Annotated in this window: 22 protein-coding genes; 11 read left to right on the plus strand and 11 right to left on the minus strand. The window is 72.7% G+C overall.

Going from position 1 to position 21723, the window contains the following annotated elements:
- The first annotated feature begins 39 nt into the window (after positions 1-39).
- The 4 genes from ACFYMM_RS15045 to serS all read left to right on the plus strand — a co-directional run bounded on the left by ACFYMM_RS15045 (position 40) and on the right by serS (position 4408).
- On the plus strand, positions 40-270 hold the full coding sequence (locus ACFYMM_RS15045) for a phosphopantetheine-binding protein (protein WP_076095786.1): 231 nt from the start codon (positions 40-42) through the stop codon (positions 268-270).
- Positions 270-1490 carry a beta-ketoacyl-[acyl-carrier-protein] synthase family protein gene (locus ACFYMM_RS15050; RefSeq protein ID WP_388386305.1) on the plus strand — a complete coding sequence of 407 codons (1221 nt, stop codon included), beginning with the start codon at positions 270-272 and terminating at the stop codon, positions 1488-1490. Before ACFYMM_RS15045 ends, ACFYMM_RS15050 begins: the two co-directional genes overlap by 1 nt.
- Positions 1491-1644: 154 nt before the next feature.
- Positions 1645-3141 (plus strand): APC family permease, encoded by a 1497-nt coding sequence (locus tag ACFYMM_RS15055; RefSeq protein ID WP_388386306.1) that lies wholly within the window; start codon positions 1645-1647, stop codon positions 3139-3141.
- Positions 3125-4408 (plus strand): serine--tRNA ligase, encoded by a 1284-nt coding sequence (gene serS, locus ACFYMM_RS15060; RefSeq protein WP_388386308.1) that lies wholly within the window; start codon positions 3125-3127, stop codon positions 4406-4408. Before ACFYMM_RS15055 ends, serS begins: the two co-directional genes overlap by 17 nt.
- A 71-nt stretch (positions 4409-4479) precedes the next feature.
- Here the strand turns inward: serS and fabI are convergent, their stop codons facing one another.
- The 6 genes from fabI to ACFYMM_RS15090 all read right to left on the minus strand — a co-directional run bounded on the left by fabI (position 4480) and on the right by ACFYMM_RS15090 (position 9741).
- Entirely contained in the window at positions 4480-5247 is a 768-nt protein-coding gene (gene fabI / locus ACFYMM_RS15065) for an enoyl-ACP reductase FabI (protein ID WP_388386310.1), read from the minus strand.
- Positions 5244-5570 (minus strand): ferredoxin, encoded by a 327-nt coding sequence (gene fdxA / locus ACFYMM_RS15070; RefSeq protein WP_388386311.1) that lies wholly within the window; start codon positions 5568-5570, stop codon positions 5244-5246. Before fdxA ends, fabI begins: the two co-directional genes overlap by 4 nt.
- A gap of 52 nt (positions 5571-5622) precedes the next feature.
- Positions 5623-6993 carry an MFS transporter gene (locus ACFYMM_RS15075; RefSeq protein WP_388386312.1) on the minus strand — a complete coding sequence of 457 codons (1371 nt, stop codon included), beginning with the start codon at positions 6991-6993 and terminating at the stop codon, positions 5623-5625.
- Positions 6994-7169: 176 nt separating this feature from the next.
- Positions 7170-8288 (minus strand): fatty acid desaturase family protein, encoded by a 1119-nt coding sequence (locus ACFYMM_RS15080; RefSeq protein ID WP_388386313.1) that lies wholly within the window; start codon positions 8286-8288, stop codon positions 7170-7172.
- A gap of 254 nt (positions 8289-8542) precedes the next feature.
- Positions 8543-8701 carry a hypothetical protein gene (locus ACFYMM_RS15085; protein WP_388386315.1) on the minus strand — a complete coding sequence of 53 codons (159 nt, stop codon included), beginning with the start codon at positions 8699-8701 and terminating at the stop codon, positions 8543-8545.
- A gap of 32 nt (positions 8702-8733) precedes the next feature.
- Positions 8734-9741, minus strand: a complete 1008-nt coding sequence (locus tag ACFYMM_RS15090; RefSeq protein ID WP_388386317.1) for a DUF2156 domain-containing protein — start codon at positions 9739-9741, stop codon at positions 8734-8736.
- Between the two features lie 395 nt (positions 9742-10136).
- Here ACFYMM_RS15090 and ACFYMM_RS15095 point away from each other — a divergent pair, with 395 nt between their 5' ends.
- From ACFYMM_RS15095 to ACFYMM_RS15110, 4 genes are all read left to right on the plus strand, one after another.
- Positions 10137-10934 carry a BTAD domain-containing putative transcriptional regulator gene (locus ACFYMM_RS15095; protein ID WP_388386318.1) on the plus strand — a complete coding sequence of 266 codons (798 nt, stop codon included), beginning with the start codon at positions 10137-10139 and terminating at the stop codon, positions 10932-10934.
- Between the two features lie 106 nt (positions 10935-11040).
- Positions 11041-11475: a hypothetical protein gene (locus ACFYMM_RS15100; protein ID WP_388386319.1), complete on the plus strand. Its 435-nt coding sequence runs from the start codon at positions 11041-11043 to the stop codon at positions 11473-11475.
- A 19-nt stretch (positions 11476-11494) separates the two neighbouring features.
- A complete protein-coding gene (locus tag ACFYMM_RS15105; protein ID WP_388386320.1) occupies positions 11495-13039 on the plus strand; it encodes an acyl-CoA carboxylase subunit beta in 1545 nt (514 codons plus the stop codon).
- An 11-nt stretch (positions 13040-13050) separates the two neighbouring features.
- Positions 13051-13242, plus strand: a complete 192-nt coding sequence (locus ACFYMM_RS15110) for an acyl-CoA carboxylase epsilon subunit (protein ID WP_388386322.1) — start codon at positions 13051-13053, stop codon at positions 13240-13242.
- Positions 13243-13306: 64 nt separating this feature from the next.
- Here ACFYMM_RS15110 and ACFYMM_RS15115 read toward each other — a convergent pair whose 3' ends face one another.
- Positions 13307-13747, minus strand: coding sequence for a DUF6299 family protein (locus tag ACFYMM_RS15115; RefSeq protein ID WP_388386323.1), 441 nt, complete (start codon positions 13745-13747; stop codon positions 13307-13309).
- Between the two features lie 236 nt (positions 13748-13983).
- On the opposite strand from ACFYMM_RS15115, the gene ACFYMM_RS15120 reads away from it, so the two are divergent.
- Positions 13984-14187, plus strand: a complete 204-nt coding sequence (locus tag ACFYMM_RS15120) for a DUF5999 family protein (RefSeq protein WP_388386324.1) — start codon at positions 13984-13986, stop codon at positions 14185-14187.
- Positions 14188-14212: 25 nt separating this feature from the next.
- Here ACFYMM_RS15120 and ACFYMM_RS15125 read toward each other — a convergent pair whose 3' ends face one another.
- Together ACFYMM_RS15125 and ACFYMM_RS15130 are read right to left on the minus strand one after the other, a co-directional pair.
- Positions 14213-14611: a RidA family protein gene (locus ACFYMM_RS15125; protein WP_388386325.1), complete on the minus strand. Its 399-nt coding sequence runs from the start codon at positions 14609-14611 to the stop codon at positions 14213-14215.
- Positions 14608-15747 carry an acyl-CoA dehydrogenase family protein gene (locus ACFYMM_RS15130; RefSeq protein ID WP_388386326.1) on the minus strand — a complete coding sequence of 380 codons (1140 nt, stop codon included), beginning with the start codon at positions 15745-15747 and terminating at the stop codon, positions 14608-14610. Before ACFYMM_RS15130 ends, ACFYMM_RS15125 begins: the two co-directional genes overlap by 4 nt.
- Positions 15748-15884: 137 nt before the next feature.
- On the opposite strand from ACFYMM_RS15130, the gene ACFYMM_RS15135 reads away from it, so the two are divergent.
- Both ACFYMM_RS15135 and ACFYMM_RS15140 read left to right on the plus strand, forming a co-directional pair.
- On the plus strand, positions 15885-17477 hold the full coding sequence (locus tag ACFYMM_RS15135; RefSeq protein ID WP_388386327.1) for an AMP-binding protein: 1593 nt from the start codon (positions 15885-15887) through the stop codon (positions 17475-17477).
- A gap of 15 nt (positions 17478-17492) precedes the next feature.
- A complete protein-coding gene (locus ACFYMM_RS15140; protein WP_388386328.1) occupies positions 17493-18305 on the plus strand; it encodes a PaaX family transcriptional regulator C-terminal domain-containing protein in 813 nt (270 codons plus the stop codon).
- Here ACFYMM_RS15140 and ACFYMM_RS15145 read toward each other — a convergent pair.
- Positions 18290-20596 (minus strand): bifunctional salicylyl-CoA 5-hydroxylase/oxidoreductase, encoded by a 2307-nt coding sequence (locus tag ACFYMM_RS15145; protein ID WP_388386330.1) that lies wholly within the window; start codon positions 20594-20596, stop codon positions 18290-18292. The two genes, ACFYMM_RS15140 and ACFYMM_RS15145, sit on opposite strands and share 16 nt — an antisense overlap.
- A gap of 2 nt (positions 20597-20598) precedes the next feature.
- The gene (locus ACFYMM_RS15150) at positions 20599-21426 is read right to left on the minus strand and encodes an enoyl-CoA hydratase family protein (protein ID WP_388386332.1); all 828 of its coding nucleotides are present in this window, start codon (positions 21424-21426) and stop codon (positions 20599-20601) included.
- Between the last annotated feature and the right edge of the window lie 297 nt (positions 21427-21723).

The following is a 21723-nucleotide window of genomic DNA, read 5'->3' on the forward strand; positions in this document are numbered from 1 at the left end:
GCGGTACGCGCGGCGCGTACACCTTCGAAAGGAACCGACATGCTGGAGCAGCTCAAGGAAATCCTGTCCAACAAGCTCAAGGTGTCGCCCGAGGCCATCACCCCGGAGGCCACCCGGGAGGACATCGAGCTGGACTCGCTGGCCGTCGTGGAGCTGTCGCTGCTGCTGAAGTCCGAGCTGGACCTGGACATCAGCGACGACGATCTCCTGGAGGCCGAGACCGTGGCCGACATGGTCCGGCTCATGGAGGAGCGGAGCGCGACGGTCTGATGGCCGGCATGGACATAGCCGTCACCGGGCTCGGTCTGGTCACCCCCGGCGGTATCGGGGTCGGGCCGAGCTGGGCGGCGGTCTGCGACGGCAGGCCGGCCGCCGCCCTCGATCCGTTGTTGGCGGACAACCCCGTTCAGATCTCCTGCCGAGTACCCGGCTTCGACCCCGAGACGCTGCTCAGCGCGCGGCGGGCGCACCGCCTGGACCGGTTCGTGCAGTTCGCGCTGGTCGCCGCCCATGAGGCGGTGGCCGACGCGGGCCTCGACCCGCAGACCTGGGACGGCGCGCGGGTGGGTGTGGTGCTGGGCTGCGCGGACGGCGGCCCGGGCACGGTCGAGGAGCAGCACAAGGTGCTCCGCGACCGGGGCGCCGACAAGGTGTCGCCGCTGCTTCTGCCCATGCAGCTGCCGAACATGCTGGCCGGTCAGACGGCCATCGAGTTCGGGGCGACCGGACCCAACCTGGTGGTGGCCACCGCCTGTGCCTCGGGCGCGACCGCCATCGGCACCGCCCGGGACCTGCTCGCCCTCGGCCGCTGCGACATCGTGCTGGCCGGTGGCAGCGAGGCGATGATCACCCCGCTGGTCATGGCCGGGTTCGCCCAGATGGGCGCGCTGTCCAAGCGGCACGACGACCCCGCGTCGGCGTCCCGCCCGTTCGACGCCGACCGGGACGGCTTCGTCGCCGGGGAGGGCGCCGGGATCCTCGTGATGGAACGCGTCGCGGACGCCCGCGCCCGGGGCGCGCACGTCCACGGCCGGATCATCGGCTACGGGGCCACCGCCGACGCCCACCACATGACGTCACCGCACCCGGACGGCGCCGGCATCGAGGCGGCCGTACGGGCCGCGCTCGCCGACGCGGGCGCCGACCCGGACGACGTGCAGCACGTCAACGCCCACGGGACCTCGACCCCGTTGAACGACCTGTCCGAGGCCCGAATGATCCAGCGGACCCTGCGAGGGGACCCGGTGGTCACGTCCACGAAGGGAGTCACCGGTCATCTGCTCGGCGCGGCCGGCGCGGTCGAGGCCGCGTTCGCGGTCCTGAGCGTCGAGCGCGAAATGATCCCGCCCATCGCCAACCTCGTCATGCCGGATCCCCGGATCGACATCAAACTCGCCCAGACCGCCACCTCGATGCCCATCGACCTCGCCCTGAGCAACTCGCTGGGCTTCGGCGGACAGAACACCGCGTTGGCCATAGCACCCGCCTGAGCAGTGTGCCCGGACCGGTGGTTCGGCGGCCGCGGGTCGTCCGTGGCCGGTCGCGCGGTTCCCCGCGCCCCTTCGGGGCGCTCCACAGCCGTCCGCGGAGAAACCTCTGCGGGCGGCTGTTCCCCGTACTTCCTCTCCCTGCTCTGGAGTCCCCATGTCCACCAGTGGTTCCCCTCCCCAGGCCGGCCGGCTCGGCACCGGGCACATCCTCTTCCTGATCGTCGCGGCGGCCGCGCCGCTGTCCGCCATGGTCGGCACCGTCCCGCTGGCGTTCGCCTTCGGTGACGGCGCGGGGGTGCCGGCGGCGTTCCTGTTCGCCGGCGTCACCCTGCTGTGCTTCTCGGTCGGCTACGCCGTCAGCGCCCGCCGCACCGGCGGCTCGGGCGGCTTCTACGCCTCCGTCGCCGACGGCCTCGGCCGCCCGCCCGCGGTCGCGGCCGGCTACATCGCCCTGCTCTCCTACAACTGCGCCACCATCGGGCTGGCCGGCGCCCTCGGCTACTTCACCCAACTGGTGCTGGCCGCCCACGGGCTGACGGTGTCCTGGGAGTGGTGCGCGGCCGTCGGCCTGGTGCTGACCGCCGTCCTCGGCTACCGCGAGATCGCGCTCAGCGCCCGGGTGCTGGCCCTGTTCATGCTGGGCGAGATCGGCGTCCTGGCCGCCCTGGACGTGGCGATCCTCGCCCGGCACGGCCTGCACGCCCTGCCCACGGCCTCCTTCTCCCCGCACACGGCGGCCGGGCCCGGCGTCGGCGTCTCCCTGATGTTCGCGTTCGTGTCCTTCATCGGCTTCGAGTCGGCGGCGCTGTACGGCAAGGAGGCGAAGGACCCCAGGCGCAGCGTGCCCCGCGCCACCTACGCGGCCGTCGTCCTGATCGCCGGCTTCTACGCCCTCACCAGCTGGCTGGCGGTCGGCGCGGTCGGCACCGACCGGGTCCGCGAGGTGGCCGGCAAGCAGATGGGCGACCTGTTCTTCTCCCTCGGCGACGACTTCCTCGGCAAGGCGGGCAGCACGGGGCTGCAGATCCTGCTGTGCACCAGCCTGTTCGCCGCGACGCTGGCCCTGCACAGTGCCGCCAACCGCTACGCGCAGGTCCTGGCCGAGGACGGGCTGCTGCCCTCCGCACTCGCCGTCGAGCACCCCCGGCACCGCTCCCCGCACCGGGCCAGCCTCGCCCAGAGCGCGCTGACCACGCTGGTGGTGGCGGGCTTCGCCGTCGCGGGTCTCGACCCCTACGCCGACCTGACCACCAGCATGCTGGGCCTGGGCACCTTGGGCATCGTCACCCTGCAGGCGCTGGCCGCGCTGTCCGTGCTCGGCCTGCGGCTGCGCGGGACCGGCGGGCACAGCCACTGGTGGCGGGAGACCCTCGCCCCGCTGCTGGGCTTCGCCGGCCTGGCCGCCTCGGTGTGGCTGGTGGTCGGCAACTTCGACATGCTCACCGGCTCCCCCTCGCGGGTGATCGCCGCCCTGCCCTGGCTGCTGCCGCTGGTCGCCGCGGGCGGTCTGGCGTACGCGGCCCGGCTGCGTACGGCGCACCCGCTGCGCTACCGCCTGCTCGGCACCCGGCACACCGCGGCCCCCGACCCCGAGCCGTCCCCCGCCACCCCCGCCGCCCTGTCAGGAGACCGCCATGCACGATCCCAATGAGCTGATCGAGGCGGGCGAGGACGCCGTACGGCGTCTGGCCCGCCGCCGCTACGCCCTCGACCTGGACGCCCTGTCCGCCGTGCTGCGCGCCCGCTCCGCCACCCAGGCGGAGGTCACCCGGCTGCGCACCGAGCTGAACCGGACCGCGAAGGCCCGCCGTTCGGGACCGCCCACCGAGGCCGAGAAGGAGGCCGCCCGCGCCCTGCGCGCCAAGGTGCAGCAGGCGGAGGCCGAGGCCCGTACGGCCGCCGGCGAGCTGACGGACCTGCTGCTCGGCATCCCCAACCTGCCGCTCGACACCGTCCCGGACGGCGACAGCGAGAAGGAGGCGGTGGAGGTACGGCGCGGCGGCCCGGCCCCGCGTCCGGCGGACGGCGCCCGGCACCACGCCGAGATCGGCGAGGCGCTCGGCATCCTCGACTCCCCCGCCGCAGCCCGGCTGTCCGGGTCGCGGTTCAGCGTGGCGCGCGGGGCCGGGGCCCGGCTGGAGCGGGCTCTGGGTGACTTCTTCCTCGACCTGCACACCCGTGAGCACGGCTACACCGAGCAGTCGGTGCCCTTCCTGGTCACCCGCGACACCATGACCGGCACCGGGCAGCTGCCCAAGTTCGAGGAGGACCTGTTCCGCACCCAGGTCGGCGACCGGGAGCTGTTCCTGATCCCGACCGCCGAGGTGCCGCTGACCAATCTGCTGGCCGGACAGCTCCTGGACGCCCGCGCGCTGCCGTACGCCTTCACCGCCCGCACCCCCTGCTTCCGCGCGGAGGCGGGCGCGTACGGGCGGGACACCCGGGGCGTGCTCAGGCTGCACCAGTTCGAGAAGGTGGAGCTGGTGCGGATCTGCGCGCCGGAGGCGGCGCAGGAGCAGCTGGAGCTGATGGTGGGGCACGCGGAGGAGTGCCTGACCCGGCTGGAACTGGCCCACCGCACGGTGCTGCTGCCGGCCGGCGACATGGGCTTCTCGGCCCGGATGACGTACGACATCGAGGTGTGGCTGCCGGGCAGCGCCTCCTACCGGGAGATCTCCTCGGTCTCCGACTGCGGCACCTTCCAGGCCCGGCGCGCGGACATCCGGCACAAGCGGGCCGACGGCCGCAAGGCGCCGGTGGCCACGCTCAACGGTTCGGCGCTGCCCATCGGGCGCACGGTCGCCGCGCTGCTGGAGCAGGGCGTCCAGGAGGACGGTTCGGTGCTGCTGCCGGAGGCGCTGGTGCCGTACACCGGTTTCCGGCGGATCCTGCCGGGCGGGGCCACCACTGCCGGGTGAGGGCACACGAAGGGGCGGGAGCCGGGGGTTTTCCCCCGGCTCCCGCCCCTTTGCCGTGCGGTGCGACGGGCTCAGGCGCCCATCATGTGCACCCCGCCGTCGACGTGCACGATCTCCCCCGTGGTGCGCGGGAAGAAGTCGGACAGCAGCGCCACCACCCCGCGGGCCGCCGGGTCCGGGTCGGTGAGGTCCCAGCCGGCCGGTGCCCGGTCGGTCGTCCAGACGTCGGCCAGCTCGTCGAAGCCCGGGATGGACTTGGCGGCGATGGACCGCAGCGGGCCGGCCGCGACGAGGTTGCAGCGGATGCCCCGGCCGCCCAGGTCCCGGGCCAGATAGCGGCTGGTGGACTCCAGGGCGGCCTTGGCGACGCCCATCCAGTCGTAGCGCGGCCAGGCCACCGTGGCGTCGAAGGTGAGCCCGACGACCGAGCCGCCGCGCTTGTCCAGCAGCGGCAGACAGGCCGTGGTCAGGGACTTCAGGGAGTACGCGGAGACGTGTACGGCCGTGGACACGTCCGACCAGTCGCCGTCGAGGAAGGAGAAGGCGCCCTGCGGGCCGTAGGCGATGGAGTGGACGATCCCGTCGAGGGAGTCGACGTGTTCGCCGACCCGTTCGGCGAGGCTGTCCAGGTGCCCCTGGTCGGTGACGTCCAGCTCGATCACCGGGGCGGGCTTGGGCAGCCGGGCGGCGAAGCGCTCGATCAGGGAGAGCCGGCCGAAGCCGGTGAGCAGGACCTCGGCGCCCTCCTCCTGGGCGATCCGGGCCACGTGGAAGGCGATGGAGGCGTCCGTGACCACACCGGTCACCAGCACCCTCTTGCCGGCGAGGAGTCCGCTCATGACACCGTCACTCCCTTCGGAAGGCCGCTCACCAGAGCGGAGTCGTGGTCCTGGGCGCCCAGGGCGGTGCCGCCGCCGGGCGAGCCGAGCGTGCCGAAGAAGTCCGCGTTGGAGGCGGCGTGGTCGCCCCACTCGGCGGGCACGTCGTCCTGGAAGTAGATGGCCTCGACCGGGCACACCGGTTCGCAGGCGCCGCAGTCCACGCATTCGTCGGGATGGATGTACAGGGCGCGGCGGCCCTCGTAGATGCAGTCCACCGGGCACTCGTCGATGCAGGAACGGTCCTTGACGTCGACGCAGGGCAGGGCGATGACGTACGCCATGCTTCAACTCCTCGAAGGATTGGGGGAATGCGCGGATCTCACTTGACTCGGCTCACTCGACCGGGGTGCCGGTGGTGCGCTCGCCCAGGGTCCACACGGTGAGGGCGAGGACGGCCATGGCGGCGGCGATGACCGCGAACAGGGCACCGGGGCCGTGCCCGTCCAGCACCGGCAGCAGGACGAACGGCAGGGCGGCGGCGCTGAGTTTGGACAGCGAGTAGGCGGCACCGGAGGCGGTCGCCCGGATCGCCGTCGGGTACTGTTCGGACAGGTAGACGTGCGAGACGCTGGAGAAGACGTTGCTGCACAGGGTGTAGGCGAAGCCGAACGCCACGATCGTCGCGGCCGATCCGGCGTAGGCGAAGCCCAGCCCGGCCAGCACCATCGCGGCGGCCGACAGCGCCACCAGGGTGCGGCGCTCCACCCGGTCGACGATCGGCAGCGCCAGCGCCGAGCCCACCGGGTAGCCGAGGAAGGACAGCGCGGTGAAGCCGAGGCCGGCGACGACGCCGTACCCCTTGGCGGCGACGATCTGCGGGGCGAGCGTGCCGAAGCCGTAGTAGCCGACGACCGAGAGCACGCAGAACAGCCACAGCACGAGGGTGCGGCGGCGCATGCCGGGGCGCAGGACGTCACGCAGGCTGGTTCTCCCGTCGGCCTCCTGGGCCGGCCGAGTCGGCAACTCCGTCGAGTTGAGGGGAAGTTGGCCTGCCTCCGCCTCCATCCGGGCGACCAGCAGCTCCGCCTCGGCCGTGCGGCCGGTGGCCGCCAGCCAGCGCGGGGACTCGATCAGCTGGCGGCGCAGCACCCACACCGCGGCCGAGCCCAGCGCGCCCAGCACGAACAGCCAGCGCCAGCCGGCCACGCCCAGCGGGGTCAGCGGCACCAGCCAGAGCGCGGCGAAGCCCACCGCGGGCACCCCGCAGAAGGCCAGGGTGTAGGCCCAGGCGATGTACCGGCCGCGCCGGGCGGCGGGCAGCACGTCGGCCAGATAGCAGTCGGACAGGGCCTGTTCGGCGCCGATGCCGACGCCGGCCAGGAAGCGGGTGACGATCAGCCAGCCGGCGTTCGGGGAGAAGGCGCCGAGCAGGGAGAAGACCGAGTAGATGGCGAGGTTGATCAGGAAGGCGCGGCGCCGGCCGAACCGGTCGGCGATCCGGCCGAGCGTCAGCGAACCGATGAACTGGCCGACGAACACGGAGGCCAGGACGAGTTTGAGGGAGGTCGCGCCGAAGCCGAAGTCGCCCTGCAGCACCTTGCCGATGGTGCCCGACAGGTTGTTCTCGAAGGTGTCGAAGAACAGGCCGACGCCGATGACCGCGGTGAGTCTGCGGTGCAGGGGAGTGATCGGCATGCGGTCCAGGCGGACCCCGATCGGGGCGGGAGCGGTGACACCGCCCGCCGTGGCGGTGGTCTGGGACATGAGCTAGCTCCTTGAAGCTCCTGGGAACGTGCTTTCGGGGCTCCGCGGAACCGGACCGCCCGGGCCGCCGGCGGGCCCGGGCGTGCGGCCCGGGGGCCGGTGCTGTGGGGGAAGTCGTGGGGGCGGTTGTGGGGTGGTTGTGGGGCCCTCGCGGCCTTGGTGGGGGTCGGGGACGATCAGGCGGCCTCGGCCTCGGCCGCGCGGCGCCGAAGCAGCTCCTCCACGTCGCCGCGCCGCACCGGCGCGCTGACCTCGTGCAGGTAGGCGGCGACCTCGCGGTACGAGGCCCAGAACCCGACCTCGTGGTAGGGCACCCCGCGCTCGGCGCAGTACTCCATGGTCAGCTCCCGGGCGCGCCCCAGGTTCTTCTGCGGCATGGCCGGGAACAGGTGGTGCTCGACCTGGTAGTTGAGGCCGCCGTAGAGGAAGTCGACCAGCCAGTTGGGCCGGATGTTGCGGGAGGTGAGGACCTGGCGCTCCAGCCAGTCCAGGGTCTCCTCCTCGCCGTCACGGACGTCCATGCCCTTGTGGTTCGGGGCGAAGATCATGCCGAAGTACACGCCGAGGGCGGCGTGCTGGACCACGATGAAGGCGACCGCCAGCCCCGGGGACAGCAGGGTGAAGACCAGGCCGAGGTAGACGGCCGTGCGCAGCAGGATCAGGAACGACTCCAGCACCGGCCGCTTGGTCTTGCCCTGGGCGATGGACAGGACGGCCGTCTTCAGCATCTTGAAGCCCTCGAGCACCAGCAGCACGAAGAACATCACGCTCTGGTAGCGCACGACGAGCTTCTGGGTGCCCTTGCGGCTCGGGTACTGCTTGATGTCGAAGATGGCGGTGCGCCGGCCGATGTCCGGGTCCATGTCCAGGTGGTTGGGGTTGCTGTGGTGCCGGTTGTGGTGGTTGACCCACCAGCCGTAGCTGACCCCGTTGACCAGGTTGGCGTGGATGTAGCCGACGGCGGAGGCGGCCTTCTTGCCGCGGAACATGGCCTTGTGGCCCGCGTCGTGCCACATGAACGCCGACTGGCCGCCGCACAGGCCCATCCACACGGCCGTCAGCAGCTGCCACCAGGAGTCGCCCAGCTCGAAGAAGGCGGCGAACCCGATGAGCAGCAGGGTGGTGTTCAGGGCCAGCCGGCCCACGTAGTACCGCGGATCCAGGTCGAGGAGGCCTTCGGCCTTGACGCGTTTGAGCAGTTCGGCGAAGGTCGCCGAGGCGCCGGTGCGTGACCCGGTGGCGGCGCCGGCGCCGCCGGCCAGGACCCCGGCTTCTTGTATGTGCGGACGCTGCATGCGTTGCTCTCCTTGGGAGAAGTGCCCGTGACCGGGCGGCGGCGCCGCTGCCCCGCGGACCTGCGGACGCCGCGAGTCGACAGTGCTCCCGCGGGCGGTCACCGTCGCGCGGGCGGGGTCCGCCCGGCGGGCCCGGGCGACGGGAGCACAGTGCGGTACTCCCGGGCCCGGTCCGCCGGGCGAACGTGTGTCCAGGGTTCCGTGCGGACCTGATGTGGCACTGATGCCGGTCTGACCGGCACCCGGTGCCGGGCTCAGGCGGCCGCCTCGGCGCGCAGCCGCTCGTCGAGCGCGCGGACGACACCGTCGGCGGTGCGGGCGACGTCCTCGTCGTCGGGGGCGCCGATGACGGCCATGAGCTGCTCGACCATGCCGTGCTGGAGTTCCTCGGTGGTGGGGCTGGTGTCACTCATCGCTTGCGACTCCTCGGTGTCCGGTGGTGGTTTCAGAAGGCGTTGCAGGCGCGGAAGACGTGCGCGAAGCCGGGCAGCGAGGCCTGGGGTCCGTCGAAGGCGACGTACTCCGGGATGAGCAGGTCCGGGGCCCACTTCTGCTTGTACGACAGCTGCGTCTGCGCCGGGTACAGGGCGGCGCCCTCGGCCCACAGGGCGTGCATCAGCCACTGGAAGGCCGGGCTGTGGCCGTCGAGTTCGTGGCTCGCGTCCAGGCCGGTGAACGGCGTGAACCCGAAGTGCAGCCACTCCACGCCCTCCTCGCGGAACACCTCGATGGCGTGCGCGTTGATGGCCTCCATCAGGCCCGGGGAGCCCTCCGGGACGCGGCGGCTGAGGTCGTGCATCCAGCCGGCCCGGCTGCCGTAGACCGGCGAGTACGAGATGTACGCGACCGGGGCGCCGTCGATGGTGCCGGCGAACAGCCGCCGGTGCTTCTGCACCTCGCCGCCTATCTGGCCGACCAGGAACTCCAGTTGCTGGGCGCCGCCCTTGGAGCCGAGCCAGGCCTCGTCGATCGTGGCGATGGCGCCCTGCCAGTCCGCCGCGTCGACCTCCTCGATCCGCAGGCCGTTGCGGTGCGCTCGGGAGATCTTGTTGCGCAGCTGCATGAACTTGGTGCCGCGCAGGGTGAAGTCGGCCAGGCTGCGCGCCCAGGAGGCGCCGACCTGGTTGACGGTGAAGCCGCGGGCGGCGTAGCGCTCGGCGTCGGCGCGCTGCAGCTGGACGCCGACGAGGCGCAGTCCCTCGTCGCGGACGTACTCGCGGAAGGCCTCGACGAGTGTGTCGTAGCCCTCCTCGGCGGCGAAGGGACCGCCGAACTGCACGGCGTGCCGGCCCGTGCGGCGGTAGACGACGACACCGTCCACGCCCGGGACGGTGAACGTACTGTTTCCGCTGTTGAGCGCCAGGAACGAACTCGGGTTCTCGCTGGTGGTGTGCGTGCGCACGGCGTCGAGAACAGGGTTGTCCGTGACGGTTTCGGTGGTGGTCGCGGTCATTCCCGTACCCCTTTCGGGAGCGTTTTCCATCGAAGTGAGTAGAGCATCGAGGGCAGCCCCAGGAAAAGAGCGAAAGGAAATTCCTTACCCGTGTCAGAAGCGTGTCAGCATTCCGTCAGCAGGCGCTGCCACTGTGGTTCCAGTGAACGGCACGGGAAACCGGGCCGGCTCGGAATTCGAGGCGCAGTGAGGTCGGAATTACGACGCCCCGAAAAGACTTCCACCACACCCCAGGAACCGCCGGCCGCCCCCCGTCCCGGCGGAGCAACCGCCCCGGCGGGCCACAGGAGCCAGGCCCGCCGGGGCGCGACGCGTTCCACACCGTACCGACACCCGGCCGCTCTGGAAGATTGCCTTTTCAAAGGAATTGTTCTGCGATCGCCAAGGGGGAAGACATGCTGAAGTTCTCCGTTCTCGGGCCACTGCAGATACGTAGCGACACGGTCCCGGCGGAGATCTCCGGCGACTTGCAGCGCACGCTCGTGCAGACTCTGCTGGTGAGCGAGGGCCAGCCGGTCACCGGGGAGAGTCTGGTCGAGGAGATGTGGGGGGAGACCGCGCCGGACAACCAGGCCAACGCCCTGCAGGCGCACATCAGCCGGCTGCGCCGGAAACTGCGGAGTCTGGAGCCGGACCGGCCGGGTTCGCGGGTGACCATGCATCCGTCCGGCTACCGGCTGACCGTCGGCGAGGGCGAGCTGGACGCGGCGGAGTTCATCAAGGGCGTGCGGCTGGCCGAGGCCGCCGCGCCCGCCGACGCGGCGCGGACCGCCCGGCTGCTCGGGGAGGCCCTGGCGATGTGGCGCGGTCCGGTCTTCGGCGGCTTCCCGGGCGGCACCCTGTGCCAGCTCGCGGGCGCCCGGTACGAGGAGTACCGCATACGGGCCATGGAGTTGCGCTTCGACGCCGAACTGCGTCTCGGCCACCATGCCGCCGTCCTCACGGAACTCACCGAGGCACACACCGGCCACCCACTGCGGGAACGGTTCTGCGAGCAGCTGATGATCGCCCTGTACTGCTCCGGCCGGCAGGCCGACGCGCTGGACGTCTTCCGCCGGATGCGCCGTCACCTGGACGAGGAACTCGGCATCCAGCCCTCCCCCGCCCTGCGCCGGGTCGAGAGCGCCATCCTCTCCCACGACCCCGCCCTGACCGGTGACCACCGCCCGGGACTGCGGCTGCAAGTCGCCTGATCCACCGGGTGGCCGGGGCGTCAGTGGCTCGTCACCGCCCGGTCAGCCCGGATTGCGACCATCGCCGTGGAAGTGGAAGCAGACCCCCCTAGCTTTCGGAGGCCCCATGACCACGAGCCAGACCCCCGCCCGCGCGCTGACGGTGACGTCCGCCCGCGCGGCCGCGGCTCGCCCGTTACGCACCTTCCTCGCCCTCGACGCGGCCGTGACCGCCGTCAACGGCCTGATCTACCTGCTCGCCGCCGGTCCGGTCGGCGACCTGCTCGACCTCGGCACCGGATTCCTGCGCGGCATCGGCGCTTTCCTGACCGTGTACGGCGGTCTGGTCGCCCTGCTGGCGAGCCGCCCGGTGCCGTCCACCGCCGCCACCAAGGCGGTCATCGAGGCCAACGCGCTGTGGGCGGTGGCGTCCGTCGCCACCGCGGTCTTCGGCTGGTTCGGCCCGAACACCGTGGGCACGGTGTGGATCCCGCTCCAGGCGGCCGTCGTCGCGGCGTTCGCCGTCCTCCAGGCGAGCGGCCTGCGCCGGCTCGGCAACTGACGTCCCCACAGGGAGAGACATGAGGTCCCACGTCGCGGAACTGGCCGGACTGCGCGCACGCGTGCTCGCCGGCCCCAGTGAGAAGGCGACCGCAGCCCAGAAGGCCAAGGGCAAGCTCACCGTGCGCGAACGGATCGGCCTGCTCCTCGACGAGGGCTCGTTCCACGAGGTCGAGCAGTTGCGCCGGCACCGCGCGACCGGGTTCGGGCTGGAGGCGAAGAAGCCGCACACCGACGGCGTCGTCACCGGCTGGGGCACGGTCGAGGGCCGTACGGTCTTCGTCTACGCCCATGACTTCCGGATCTTCGGCGGCGCGCTGGGCGAGGCCCACGCGGCCAAGATCCACAAGATCATGGACATGGCCATCGCGGCCGGGGCGCCGCTGGTGTCCCTCAACGACGGTGCCGGCGCCCGCATCCAGGAGGGCGTCACCGCCCTCGCGGGCTACGGCGGCATCTTCCGCCGCAACACGGCGGCGTCCGGGGTGATCCCGCAGATCTCGGTGATGCTCGGCCCGTGCGCGGGCGGCGCGGCCTACAGCCCCGCCCTCACCGACTTCGTCTTCATGGTCCGCGAGACCTCGCAGATGTTCATCACCGGCCCGGACGTCGTCAAGGCGGTCACCGGCGAGGAGATCACCCAGAACGGGCTCGGCGGCGCCGACGTCCACGCGGAGACCTCCGGCGTCTGCCACTTCGCCTACGACGACGAGGAGACGTGCCTGGAGGAGGTGCGCTACCTGCTCTCCCTGCTGCCCCGCAACAACCGCGAGACCCCTCCCCCGGTGCCCTGCGACGACCCGGCCGACCGCCGCTGCGAGACCCTCGCCGACCTGGTGCCGGTCGACGGCAACCGGCCGTACGACATGACGAAGGTGATCGAGGAGATCGTCGACGACGGCGACTACCTGGAGGTGCACCAGCGCTGGGCCCGCAACATCATCTGCGCGCTGGCCCGGATGGACGGGCAGGTGGTCGGGATCGTCGCGAACCAGCCGCAGGCCCTGGCCGGTGTGCTGGACATCGAGGCGTCCGAGAAGGCGGCCCGCTTCGTGCAGATGTGCGACGCCTTCAGCATCCCGCTCATCACCCTGCTCGACGTCCCCGGCTTCCTCCCGGGCGTGGGCCAGGAGCACGGCGGCATCATCCGCCACGGCGCCAAGCTGCTGTACGCCTACTGCGACGCCACCGTGCCCCGTATCTCCCTCATCCTGCGCAAGGCCTACGGCGGCGCCTACATCGTCATGGACTCGCAGTCCATCGGCGCCGACCTGACCTACGCCTGGCCCACCAACGAGATCGCGGTGATGGGCGCCGAGGGTGCCGCGAACGTGATCTTCCGGCGGCAGATCGCCGAGGCCGCCGACCCCGAGACCATGCGTGCCGAGCTGGTGAAGGAGTACAAGGCCGAGCTGATGCACCCGTACTACGCGGCCGAGCGCGGTCTCGTGGACGACGTGATCGACCCGGCCGAGACCCGCGAGGTGCTGATCCGCTCGCTGCGGATGCTGCGCACCAAGCACGCCGACCGTCCCGCCCGCAAGCACGGCAATCCCCCTCAGTGACGGAGGTCCTGATGCCCGAATCCCTCACTCCCCCCATCCGCGTCGAGAAGGGCGAGGCCACCGAGGAGGAGCTGGCCGCCCTCGCGGTGCTGCTGCTCAGCCGCGCCGCGCGGGCCGGCGACGGCGCCGAGCCGTCCTCCCCCGGCACCACCTCCTGGCGCCCGCACGCCTACCACGCACCGCACAGCTGGCAGGCGGCCTGACCTGCGCGAGCGGCCCGGCACCCGTGTTCGTCCACGGTGTGCCGGGCCGCTCGCGTACGGCGGCTCACCCCTTGACGAGCTTGATGTCCCTCTCGTGGACGGCGTGGAAGAACGGCAACGGCACGATGCCCACGGTCCGCAGCTCCATGACGGTGGCCTCCACATGGGCCGTGCCGCCCACCTTGAGCGACTTCTTCAGGACGTCCGAGGTGAGGGTGCCGCTGTTCTCCCAGTGGTGCTCGGCGCCGTCGCACTGGGCGCTGGAGCCGCCGATGCCCATCTGGACACCCCGGTCGGTCCTGCCGATCGAGGAGCTGATGAAGACCGGTCCGCTGCCGCCGGAGCAGCGGTAGGTGCCGGAGAGGGTCACGGTGCCGTCCGCCGCGAGCCGGCCCGTCGCGTCGACGGTCACGGACTCGGTGGTGTCGGCGAAGGCCGGGGCGACGGCGGTGAGCAGCAGCGCGGCGGCGCCGACGGCCGAGGCGAGGACGGGTCGTACGGGCATGGGGTGTCTCCCGGATCGATCGTGGAGTGGGGACCTCCACTGGTACCGGTCGGGCGGCCCCGAGGGCGTGACCGTCACTCCATCGGTGGCGCGTTGCGGGACGGTTCGAAAGTTGTCTTCGTGTTGTCACATTTCGCTGCAGGCGCTTTCGAGGAGTTCACGAGAAGCGCATGGTCTACTCGTGCCGGGCGGCGAGTCACCGCCGGCGCCCATCGCATCCGACGTGGAGGTGCGCCATGTGTTCCCACCAGACCCCCCGCTTCTCGTGCCCCGCGGCCGACAACGCCACCGCGCACGCCGTCGCCGCCCACCCCGAACAGGGCTGGACCCTGCTGTGCGACGGGGCGATCGTCTTCGACGACACGGGCGAGCTGCACCCGGACGGCAGTGTGATCCCGCCCCACCGGGCACCGGCCGAACGGCTGCCGGTCGCCGCCTGAGCGGCCCCTGTCGCCGGAGCGGCCCCTAGGGCAGGACCGCGAAACCGTCCAGCTCCACCAGGGCCTGTTCGTCCCACAGGCGTACGACCCCGACGACCGCCATCGCCGGGTAGTCCCGGCCCGCCAACCGGTGCCAGACGCGGCCCAGTTCGGCGGTGTGGGTGCGGTAGGCGGCGACGTCGGTGGCGTAGACGGTGACGCGGGCGAGGTCGGCGGGGGTGCCGCCGGCCGCGCGCAGGGCCGCGAGGAGGTTGCCGAGCGCCCGCTCGAACTGCTCGGGCAGCGTGGCGCCCACGATCCTGCCGTCGGCGTCCAGGGCGGTCTGGCCGGCCAGGAACACCACGCGGGCGCCGGTCGCGACCACGGCGTGCGTGAAGCCGGTGGCCGGGGACAGCCCGGGCGGGTTGACGCGCTCGGTGGTCACCGCGCCTCCTCGTCCCGCGCGGCCGTGGCGTACAGCTCCTTTGCGATGATGCCCCGTTGGACTTCGCTGGCGCCCTCGTAGATCCGCGGGGCGCGCACCTCCCGGTAGAGGTGCTCCAGGAGGTGGCCGCGGCGCAGGGCCCGGGCGCCGTGCAGCTGGACGGCCGTGTCGACGACGTACTGCGCGGTCTCGGTGGCGAGCAGTTTCGCCATCGCGGCGCGCCCCGGGACATCGGCCGCCCCCTGGTCGTACGCGGTCGCCGCCGCGTACACCATCAGCCGGGCGGCCTCGGTGCGCAGCGCCATCTCGGCGACCTGGTGGGCGACGGACTGAAGGTCCTTCAGGGGGCCGCCGAAGGCCTGCCGCTCGCGGGTGTGGCCGAGGGTGGCGTCGAGTGCCGCCTGGGCCATGCCGACGGCGAAGGCGCCGACGCTGGGCCGGAACAGGTTGAGGGTGCCCATGGCGACGGCGAAGCCCCGGTCGGCCTCGCCGAGCACGTCGTCCGCGGTGACGGGCACGCCGTCGAAGTCCAGGGCGCCGATGGGGTGCGGCGAGAGCATCTCCAGCGCGCAGCCGGTCAGGCCCGGGCGGTCGGCGGGCACCAGGAAGGCGGTCACCCCGCGGGCGCCGGCGCCCGGGGTGGTGCGGGCGAAGACGGTGTAGAAGTCGGCCTCGGGGGCGTTGGAGATCCAGCGCTTGGCCCCGCTCAGCCGCCAGCCGGCGCGGCGGTCGGGCGTGGCGGTCAGCGCCAGCGCCGCCGCGTCCGAGCCCGCCCCCGGCTCGCTCAGCGCGAACGCGGCCACCGCGCTGCCGTCGGCCACCCGGGGCAGCCAGCGGTCCCGCTGGGCGGACGTCCCGTGGGCGTGCACCGGGTGGGCGCCCAGGCCCTGCAGGGCGAGGGCGGTCTCGGCCTCGGTGCAGACCTGGGCGAGGGACTCCCGCATCAGGCACAGGTCGAGCGCCCCGGAGGTGAACAGGCGGGAGAGCAGCCCGAGTTGGCCGAGCCCGGCGACGAGCGCGCGGTTGACCCGGCCCGGTTCGCCCTTGTCGGCGAGCGGGCGCAGCCGTTCGGCGGCCAGCGTGCGCAGCTCGGCGCACCAGGCGGTTTGCGATGGTTCGAGTGAGAATGCGGGCACGGCCGGTCCTCCCTGCGAGGCGGGTCGCCACTGACCCATCGAGACGGTATCGCGCACCGTTGACTGCCGTCACCAACACGATACGCTCCTTGTGCGAGCCCGCCAGAAAGCCCGTCACGGCAAGGGGGCGAACCGCCATGACCGTCTCGGCGCACGTCGACACCTTCGCGCGCGACCACCTCCCGCCGCGCGAGCAGTGGCCCGACCTGCTCTTCGACCTGCCGGAGCTGCGGTACCCCGATCGGCTGAACTGCGCCGCCGAACTCCTCGGCCACGGCGACCCCGGCCGCCCCGCCTTCCGCACCCCGTCCGGCCCGGTGTGGACGTACGGCGAGCTGCGCGCCCGTGTCGACCGCCTCGCCCACCTGCTCACCCGTGACGTCGGCGTGGTCCCCGGCAACCGGGTCCTGCTGCGCGGGCCCACCACCCCCTGGCTGGCGGCCTGCTGGCTGGCGGTGCTGAAGGCGGGCGCGGTCGCGGTCACCGTGCTCGCCCAGCAGCGCCCGCACGAGCTGGCCACGATCTGCGAGATCGCCCGGGTCCGGCACGCCCTGTGCGACATCCGGGCCGTCGACGACCTGGCCAAGGCCGAGGTCCCCGGCCTGCGGATCGCCACCTACGGCCAGGACGCCCCGGACGACCTCCTGCACCGCCCGGCGCCCCGCACGCCGTTCCCGGCCGTGGACACCGCCTGTGACGACGTGGCCCTGATCGCGTTCACCTCCGGCACGACGGGTCGCCCGAAAGGGTGCATGCACTTCCACCGGGATGTGCTCGCCGTCGCCGACACCTTCTCGAAGCACCTGCTGGGCCCCCGGGCGGACGACGTCTTCGCGGGCAGCCCCCCGCTCGGCTTCACCTTCGGTCTCGGCGGGCTGGTGGTCTTCCCGCTGCGCGCCGGCGCCAGCGCCCTGCTCCTCGAACAGTCCGGCCCCCGGCAGCTGCTGCCCGCCATCGCCGAGCACCGGGTCTCCGTGCTCTTCACCGCGCCGACCGCGTACCGGGCGATGCTCGACGACCTGGGCGGCCACGACGTCTCCTCGCTGCGCCGCTGTGTGTCGGCCGGGGAGAACCTGCCCGCCGCCACCTGGCGGGCCTGGCACGAGCGCACCGGCCTGCGCGTCATCAACGGCATCGGCGCCACCGAGCTGCTGCACATCTTCGTCTCGGCGGCCGACGAGCGGATCAGACCGGGCACGACGGGCGTCCCGGTGCCGGGGTGGCAGGCGCGCGTGCAGGACGCGGACGGACGGCCGGTGCCCGACGGCGAGCCGGGTCTGCTCGCCGTGCGCGGGCCGGTCGGCTGCCGCTACCTCGCCGACCCCCGGCAGCGGGAGTACGTACGCGACGGCTGGAACATCACCGGTGACACGTATGTCCGGGAGGCCGACGGGTACTTCCGCTATGTGGCCCGCGCCGACGACATGATCATCTCGGCCGGGTACAACATCGCCGGCCCGGAGGTCGAGGACGCGCTGCTGCGCCACCCGGACGTGGTGGAGACGGCGGTCGTCGGACGGCCCGACGCGGCGCGCGGACAGGTCGTCGTGGCGTTCGCCGTCCTGCGGGACGGCGCCCGGCGGGACGCGGAGGCGCTGCGCGCGTTCGTCCGGTCCGAGCTGGCGCCGTACAAGTGTCCGCGCGAGTTCGTCTTCCTGGACGCGCTCCCGCGCACGGCCACCGGCAAGTTGCAGCGTTTCCGCCTGCGCACCGATGGTGACCAGCAGTGATACCGACGACCTAAGATGATCAACGTGTCCGAGCAGCACGCCCCCAGGTCCCTCATCGTCACGCTCTACGGCGCGTACGGCCGCTTCATGCCCGGCCCGGTGCCCGTCGCCGAGCTGATCCGGCTCCTGGCCGCGGTCGGCGTGGACGCGCCGTCCGTGCGTTCCTCGGTGTCCCGGCTCAAACGCCGTGGCCTGCTGCTGCCCGCCCGCACCGAACAGGGTGCGGCGGGCTACGAACTGTCCGCCGAGGCCCGCCAGTTGCTCGACGACGGCGACCGCCGGATCTACGCCACCGTGCCGCCGCGCGACGAGGGCTGGGTGCTGGCCGTCTTCTCGGTGCCCGAGTCGGAGCGGCAGAAGCGGCACGTGCTGCGCTCCCGGCTGTCCGGCCTGGGCTTCGGCACGGCAGCCCCCGGCGTGTGGATCGCCCCGGCCCGGCTGTACGAGGAGACCCGGCACGCCCTGCGGCGCCTGCGCCTCGATCCGTACGTCGACTTCTTCGCCGGCGCCCACCTCGGGTTCGCGCCGACGGCCGAGGCGGTCGCCCGCTGGTGGGACCTGGCCGCCATCGCCAAGGAGCACGAACGCTTCCTGGACGCGCACGCGCCGGTCCTTCGCGCCTGGGAGAGGCGGCCGGACACCCCGCCCGAGGACGCCTACCGGGACTATCTGCTGGCCCTGGACTCCTGGCGCCACCTCCCCTACACCGACCCCGGTCTCCCGGCCGCCCTGCTGCCGGCCGGCTGGCCGGGCACCCGGTCGGCGGAGGTCTTCCGGGCGCTGCACGAGCGGCTGCGGGACGCGGGGGCCGGCTACGCCGGTCCGTGACCGGGGCCGTGCGGCCGGCTCTCCAGCGTGAGCCGGGGTCTGGCCGCGTCCGTACGTCCGGTCCTCGGGCGCCGGCTGCCCGCCCGGTACGGCGCCGGCCAGACGGCGCCGGGACCGTCGTACTCCTGCTCGGCCGCCGCGTGCAGCGTCCAGTGCGGGTCGTACAGGTGCGGGCGGGCCAGCGCGCACAGATCCGTACGCCCGGCGAGGATCAGGGAGTTGACGTCGTCCCAGGAGGAGATCGCGCCGACCGCGATCACCGGAACGCCGGCCTGGTGCCGGATCCGGTCGGCGAACGGCGTCTGGTACGACCGCCCGTACTCCGGCCGCTCCTCGTCGACGACCTGCCCGGTGGACACGTCGATCGCGTCGGCGCCGTGCGCGGCGAAGGCGCGGGCGATCTGAACGGCGTCCTCCGCGGTGGTGCCGCCCTCGGCCCAGTCGGTCGCCGAGATGCGCACGGTGATCGGCCGCTCCTCCGGCCACACCGCGCGTACGGCGTCGAAGACCTCCAGCGGGAAGCGCAGCCGCCGCTCGGGCGAGCCGCCGTAGGCGTCCGTGCGGCGGTTGGTCAGCGGGGAGAGGAAACCGGAGAGCAGATAGCCGTGCGCGCAGTGCAGTTCGAGCAGGTCGAAACCGGCCCGGGCGGCCCGCCAGGCGGCGGCCGCGAACTGCTCGCGGATGTCGGTGAGCTGGGCGCGGGACAGCTGGCGCGGGGTCTGGCCGCCCGGCTTGTACGGCAGCGGTGAGGCGGCCACCAGCGGCCAGTTGCCCTCGGGCAGCGGCTCGTCCATGCCCTCCCACATCAGCTTCGTGGAGCCCTTGCGCCCGCTGTGCCCGAGTTGCACGCCGATCGCGGTGCCCGGTGCCCGGGTGTGCACGAAGTCGGTGATCCGCCGCCAGGCCTCGGCCTGCCGGCCGGTGTAGAGGCCGGTGCAGCCGGGGGTGATCCGGCCCTCCTCGCTGACGCACACCATCTCGGTCATCACCAGCCCGGCACCGCCGAGCGCGCGGGCGCCGAGGTGGACGAGGTGGAAGTCGCCGGGGACGCCGTCCTCGGCCGAGTACATGTCCATGGGGGAGACGACGACCCGGTTGCGCAGGGTGAGGCCGCGCAGCCGGAACGGTGTGAACATCGGGGGCGTGCCGGGCGGGCAGCCGAACTCGCGCTCGACCGCGCCGGTGAAGCGGGCGTCGCGCAGCCTGAGGTTGTCGTGGGTGACGCGGCGGCTGCGGGTGAGCAGGTTGAAGGCGAACTGGCGGGGCGGCTGGCCGAGGTACAGGGCGAGGTTCTCGAACCACTCCAGGCTGGCCCGGGCGGCCCGCTGGGTGGAGGCGACGACGGGCTTGCGTTCCGCCTCGTAGGCGGCCAGCGCCTCGGCCGTGGTGGGCCGTTCCTCCAGACAGGCGGCGAGCGCGAGGGCGTCCTCGACGGCGAGCTTGGTGCCGGAGCCGATGGAGAAGTGGGCGGTGTGCGCTGCGTCGCCGAGCAGCACGAGGTTGCCGTGCGACCAGTGCTCGTTGACCACCGTGCGGAAGGTGGTCCAGGCCGAGGTGTTGGCACGCAGCGGCCGTCCGCCGAGGGCGTCGGCGAAGATCTTGGCGCAGCGCTCGACGGACTCCTGCGGGCTCGTCTCGTCGAATCCCGCGGCCCGCCACACCTCCTCGCGCATCTCCACGATGACGGTCGAGGCGTCGACCGCATAGGGGTAGCCGTGCAGTTGCATCACGCCGTGCTCGGTCTCGGCGATCTCGAAGCGGAAGGCGTCGAAGGCGAAGTCGGCGGCCAGCCAGATGTAGCGGCACCGGTGGCCGACGACCTCGGGTCCGAACACCTCGGCGTGCGCCTCGCGGGTGGCGCTGTGCACCCCGTCGGCCGCGATGACCAGGTCGTGGGTCGCGCACAGCCGGTCCGGGGGCGGGGCCTCGGTGCGGAAGCGGAGGTCGACGCCGAGGTCACGGCAGCGCGCGTGCAGGATCTCCAGGAGGCGGCGCCGGCCCAGCGCGGCGAAGCCGTGTCCGGTGGAGGTGTGGCGGGTGCCCCGGTGGACGATGTCGATGTCGTCCCAGCGGACGAAGTCGCGCTGCAGGGCCGCGTAGACCACGGGGTCGGCGTGCTCTATGCCGCCGAGGGTCTCGTCGGACAGGACCACGCCGAAGCCGAAGGTCTCGTCGGGGGCGTTGCGCTCCCATACGGTGATCTCACGGGCCGGGTCCAGGCGTTTGAGCAGGGCGGCGGCGTAGAGGCCGCCGGGGCCGCCGCCGATGATCGCGATGCGGTGGGCGGCCATCCCTATCGCCCCCGCCACTTCGGCGGACGCTTCTCGGTGAAGGCCGCGTGGAACTCCGCGTAGTCCTCGCCGTTCATCAGCAGTGCCTGGGTGGCGGCGTCGAGTTCGACGGAGGCCGCCAGTGGCATGTCCAGCTCGGCCGTGAGCAGGGCCTTCGTCTGGGCGTAGGCCAGTGCCGGGCCGTCGGCGAGGCGGCGGGCCAGGGCCCGGGCGGCCTCGTCGGCGCGGCCCTCCTCCGTCAGTACGCTGATCAGGCCGATGCGCTCGGCCTCGGTGGCCCGCACCGGCTCGCCCAGCATCAGCAGGCGGGTGGCGTGGCCGAGTCCGACGACCCGGGGCAGCAGGTAGGCGGCGCCCATGTCGCCGCCGGACAGGCCGACCCGGGTGAAGAGGAAGGCGAACCGGGCGCTCGGGTCGGCCACCCGGAAGTCGGCCGCGAGCGCCAGTACGGCCCCCGCGCCCGCCGCCACCCCGTGCACCGCGGCGATCACCGGGAAGGGGCACTCCCGCAGCGCCCGTACGGTCTGCCCGGTCATCCGGTTGAAGTCGAGCAGCTGGGCGGTGTCCATGGAGAGGGTGGCGCCGATGATCTCGTCGACGTCGCCGCCGGAGCAGAAGCCGCGGCCCTCGCCGGTCAGCACCAGGGCGCGCACGGACCGCTCCCGGGACAGTTCGGCGAGCAGGTCGCGCAGGTCGGCGTAGGCACCGAAGGTGAGGGCGTTCAGTTTCTCGGGGCGGGCCAGGGTGACGGTGGCGACCCCGTCGGCGAGCTGGACCCGCAGGTGCTCCCAGTCCTGGGTGCGGGCGGCGGAGCCGGTGAAGGGACTCATGACGTGCGGCCTCCTAGGGGGGCGGTGCCTCACGTGCTCTACCCGACGAAGTTATCACCCATTTCTGACTGTCGTCATGAGTCCGCGACAGCGGGCGCGGGCATCACGTGGACATGACGTGGAAACGCCGTCGACATGACCGCGAGCCGTCACGGCCGTCACCGGTCGTCCACAGCGTCGTAACAGCGGGAGCAGCCGTGCGAGGCGCGCCGTTGTCCCGGGTAAGCCGCCCGGTACCGGGGTCCACGGTCCCTGTGGCACCGGTCGAGGGTCCCTGTGCCGGGGCCCCGTACCATT

The sequence above is a fragment of the Streptomyces sp. NPDC006739 genome (assembly GCF_042869815.1).
GTDB lineage: Bacteria > Actinomycetota > Actinomycetes > Streptomycetales > Streptomycetaceae > Streptomyces.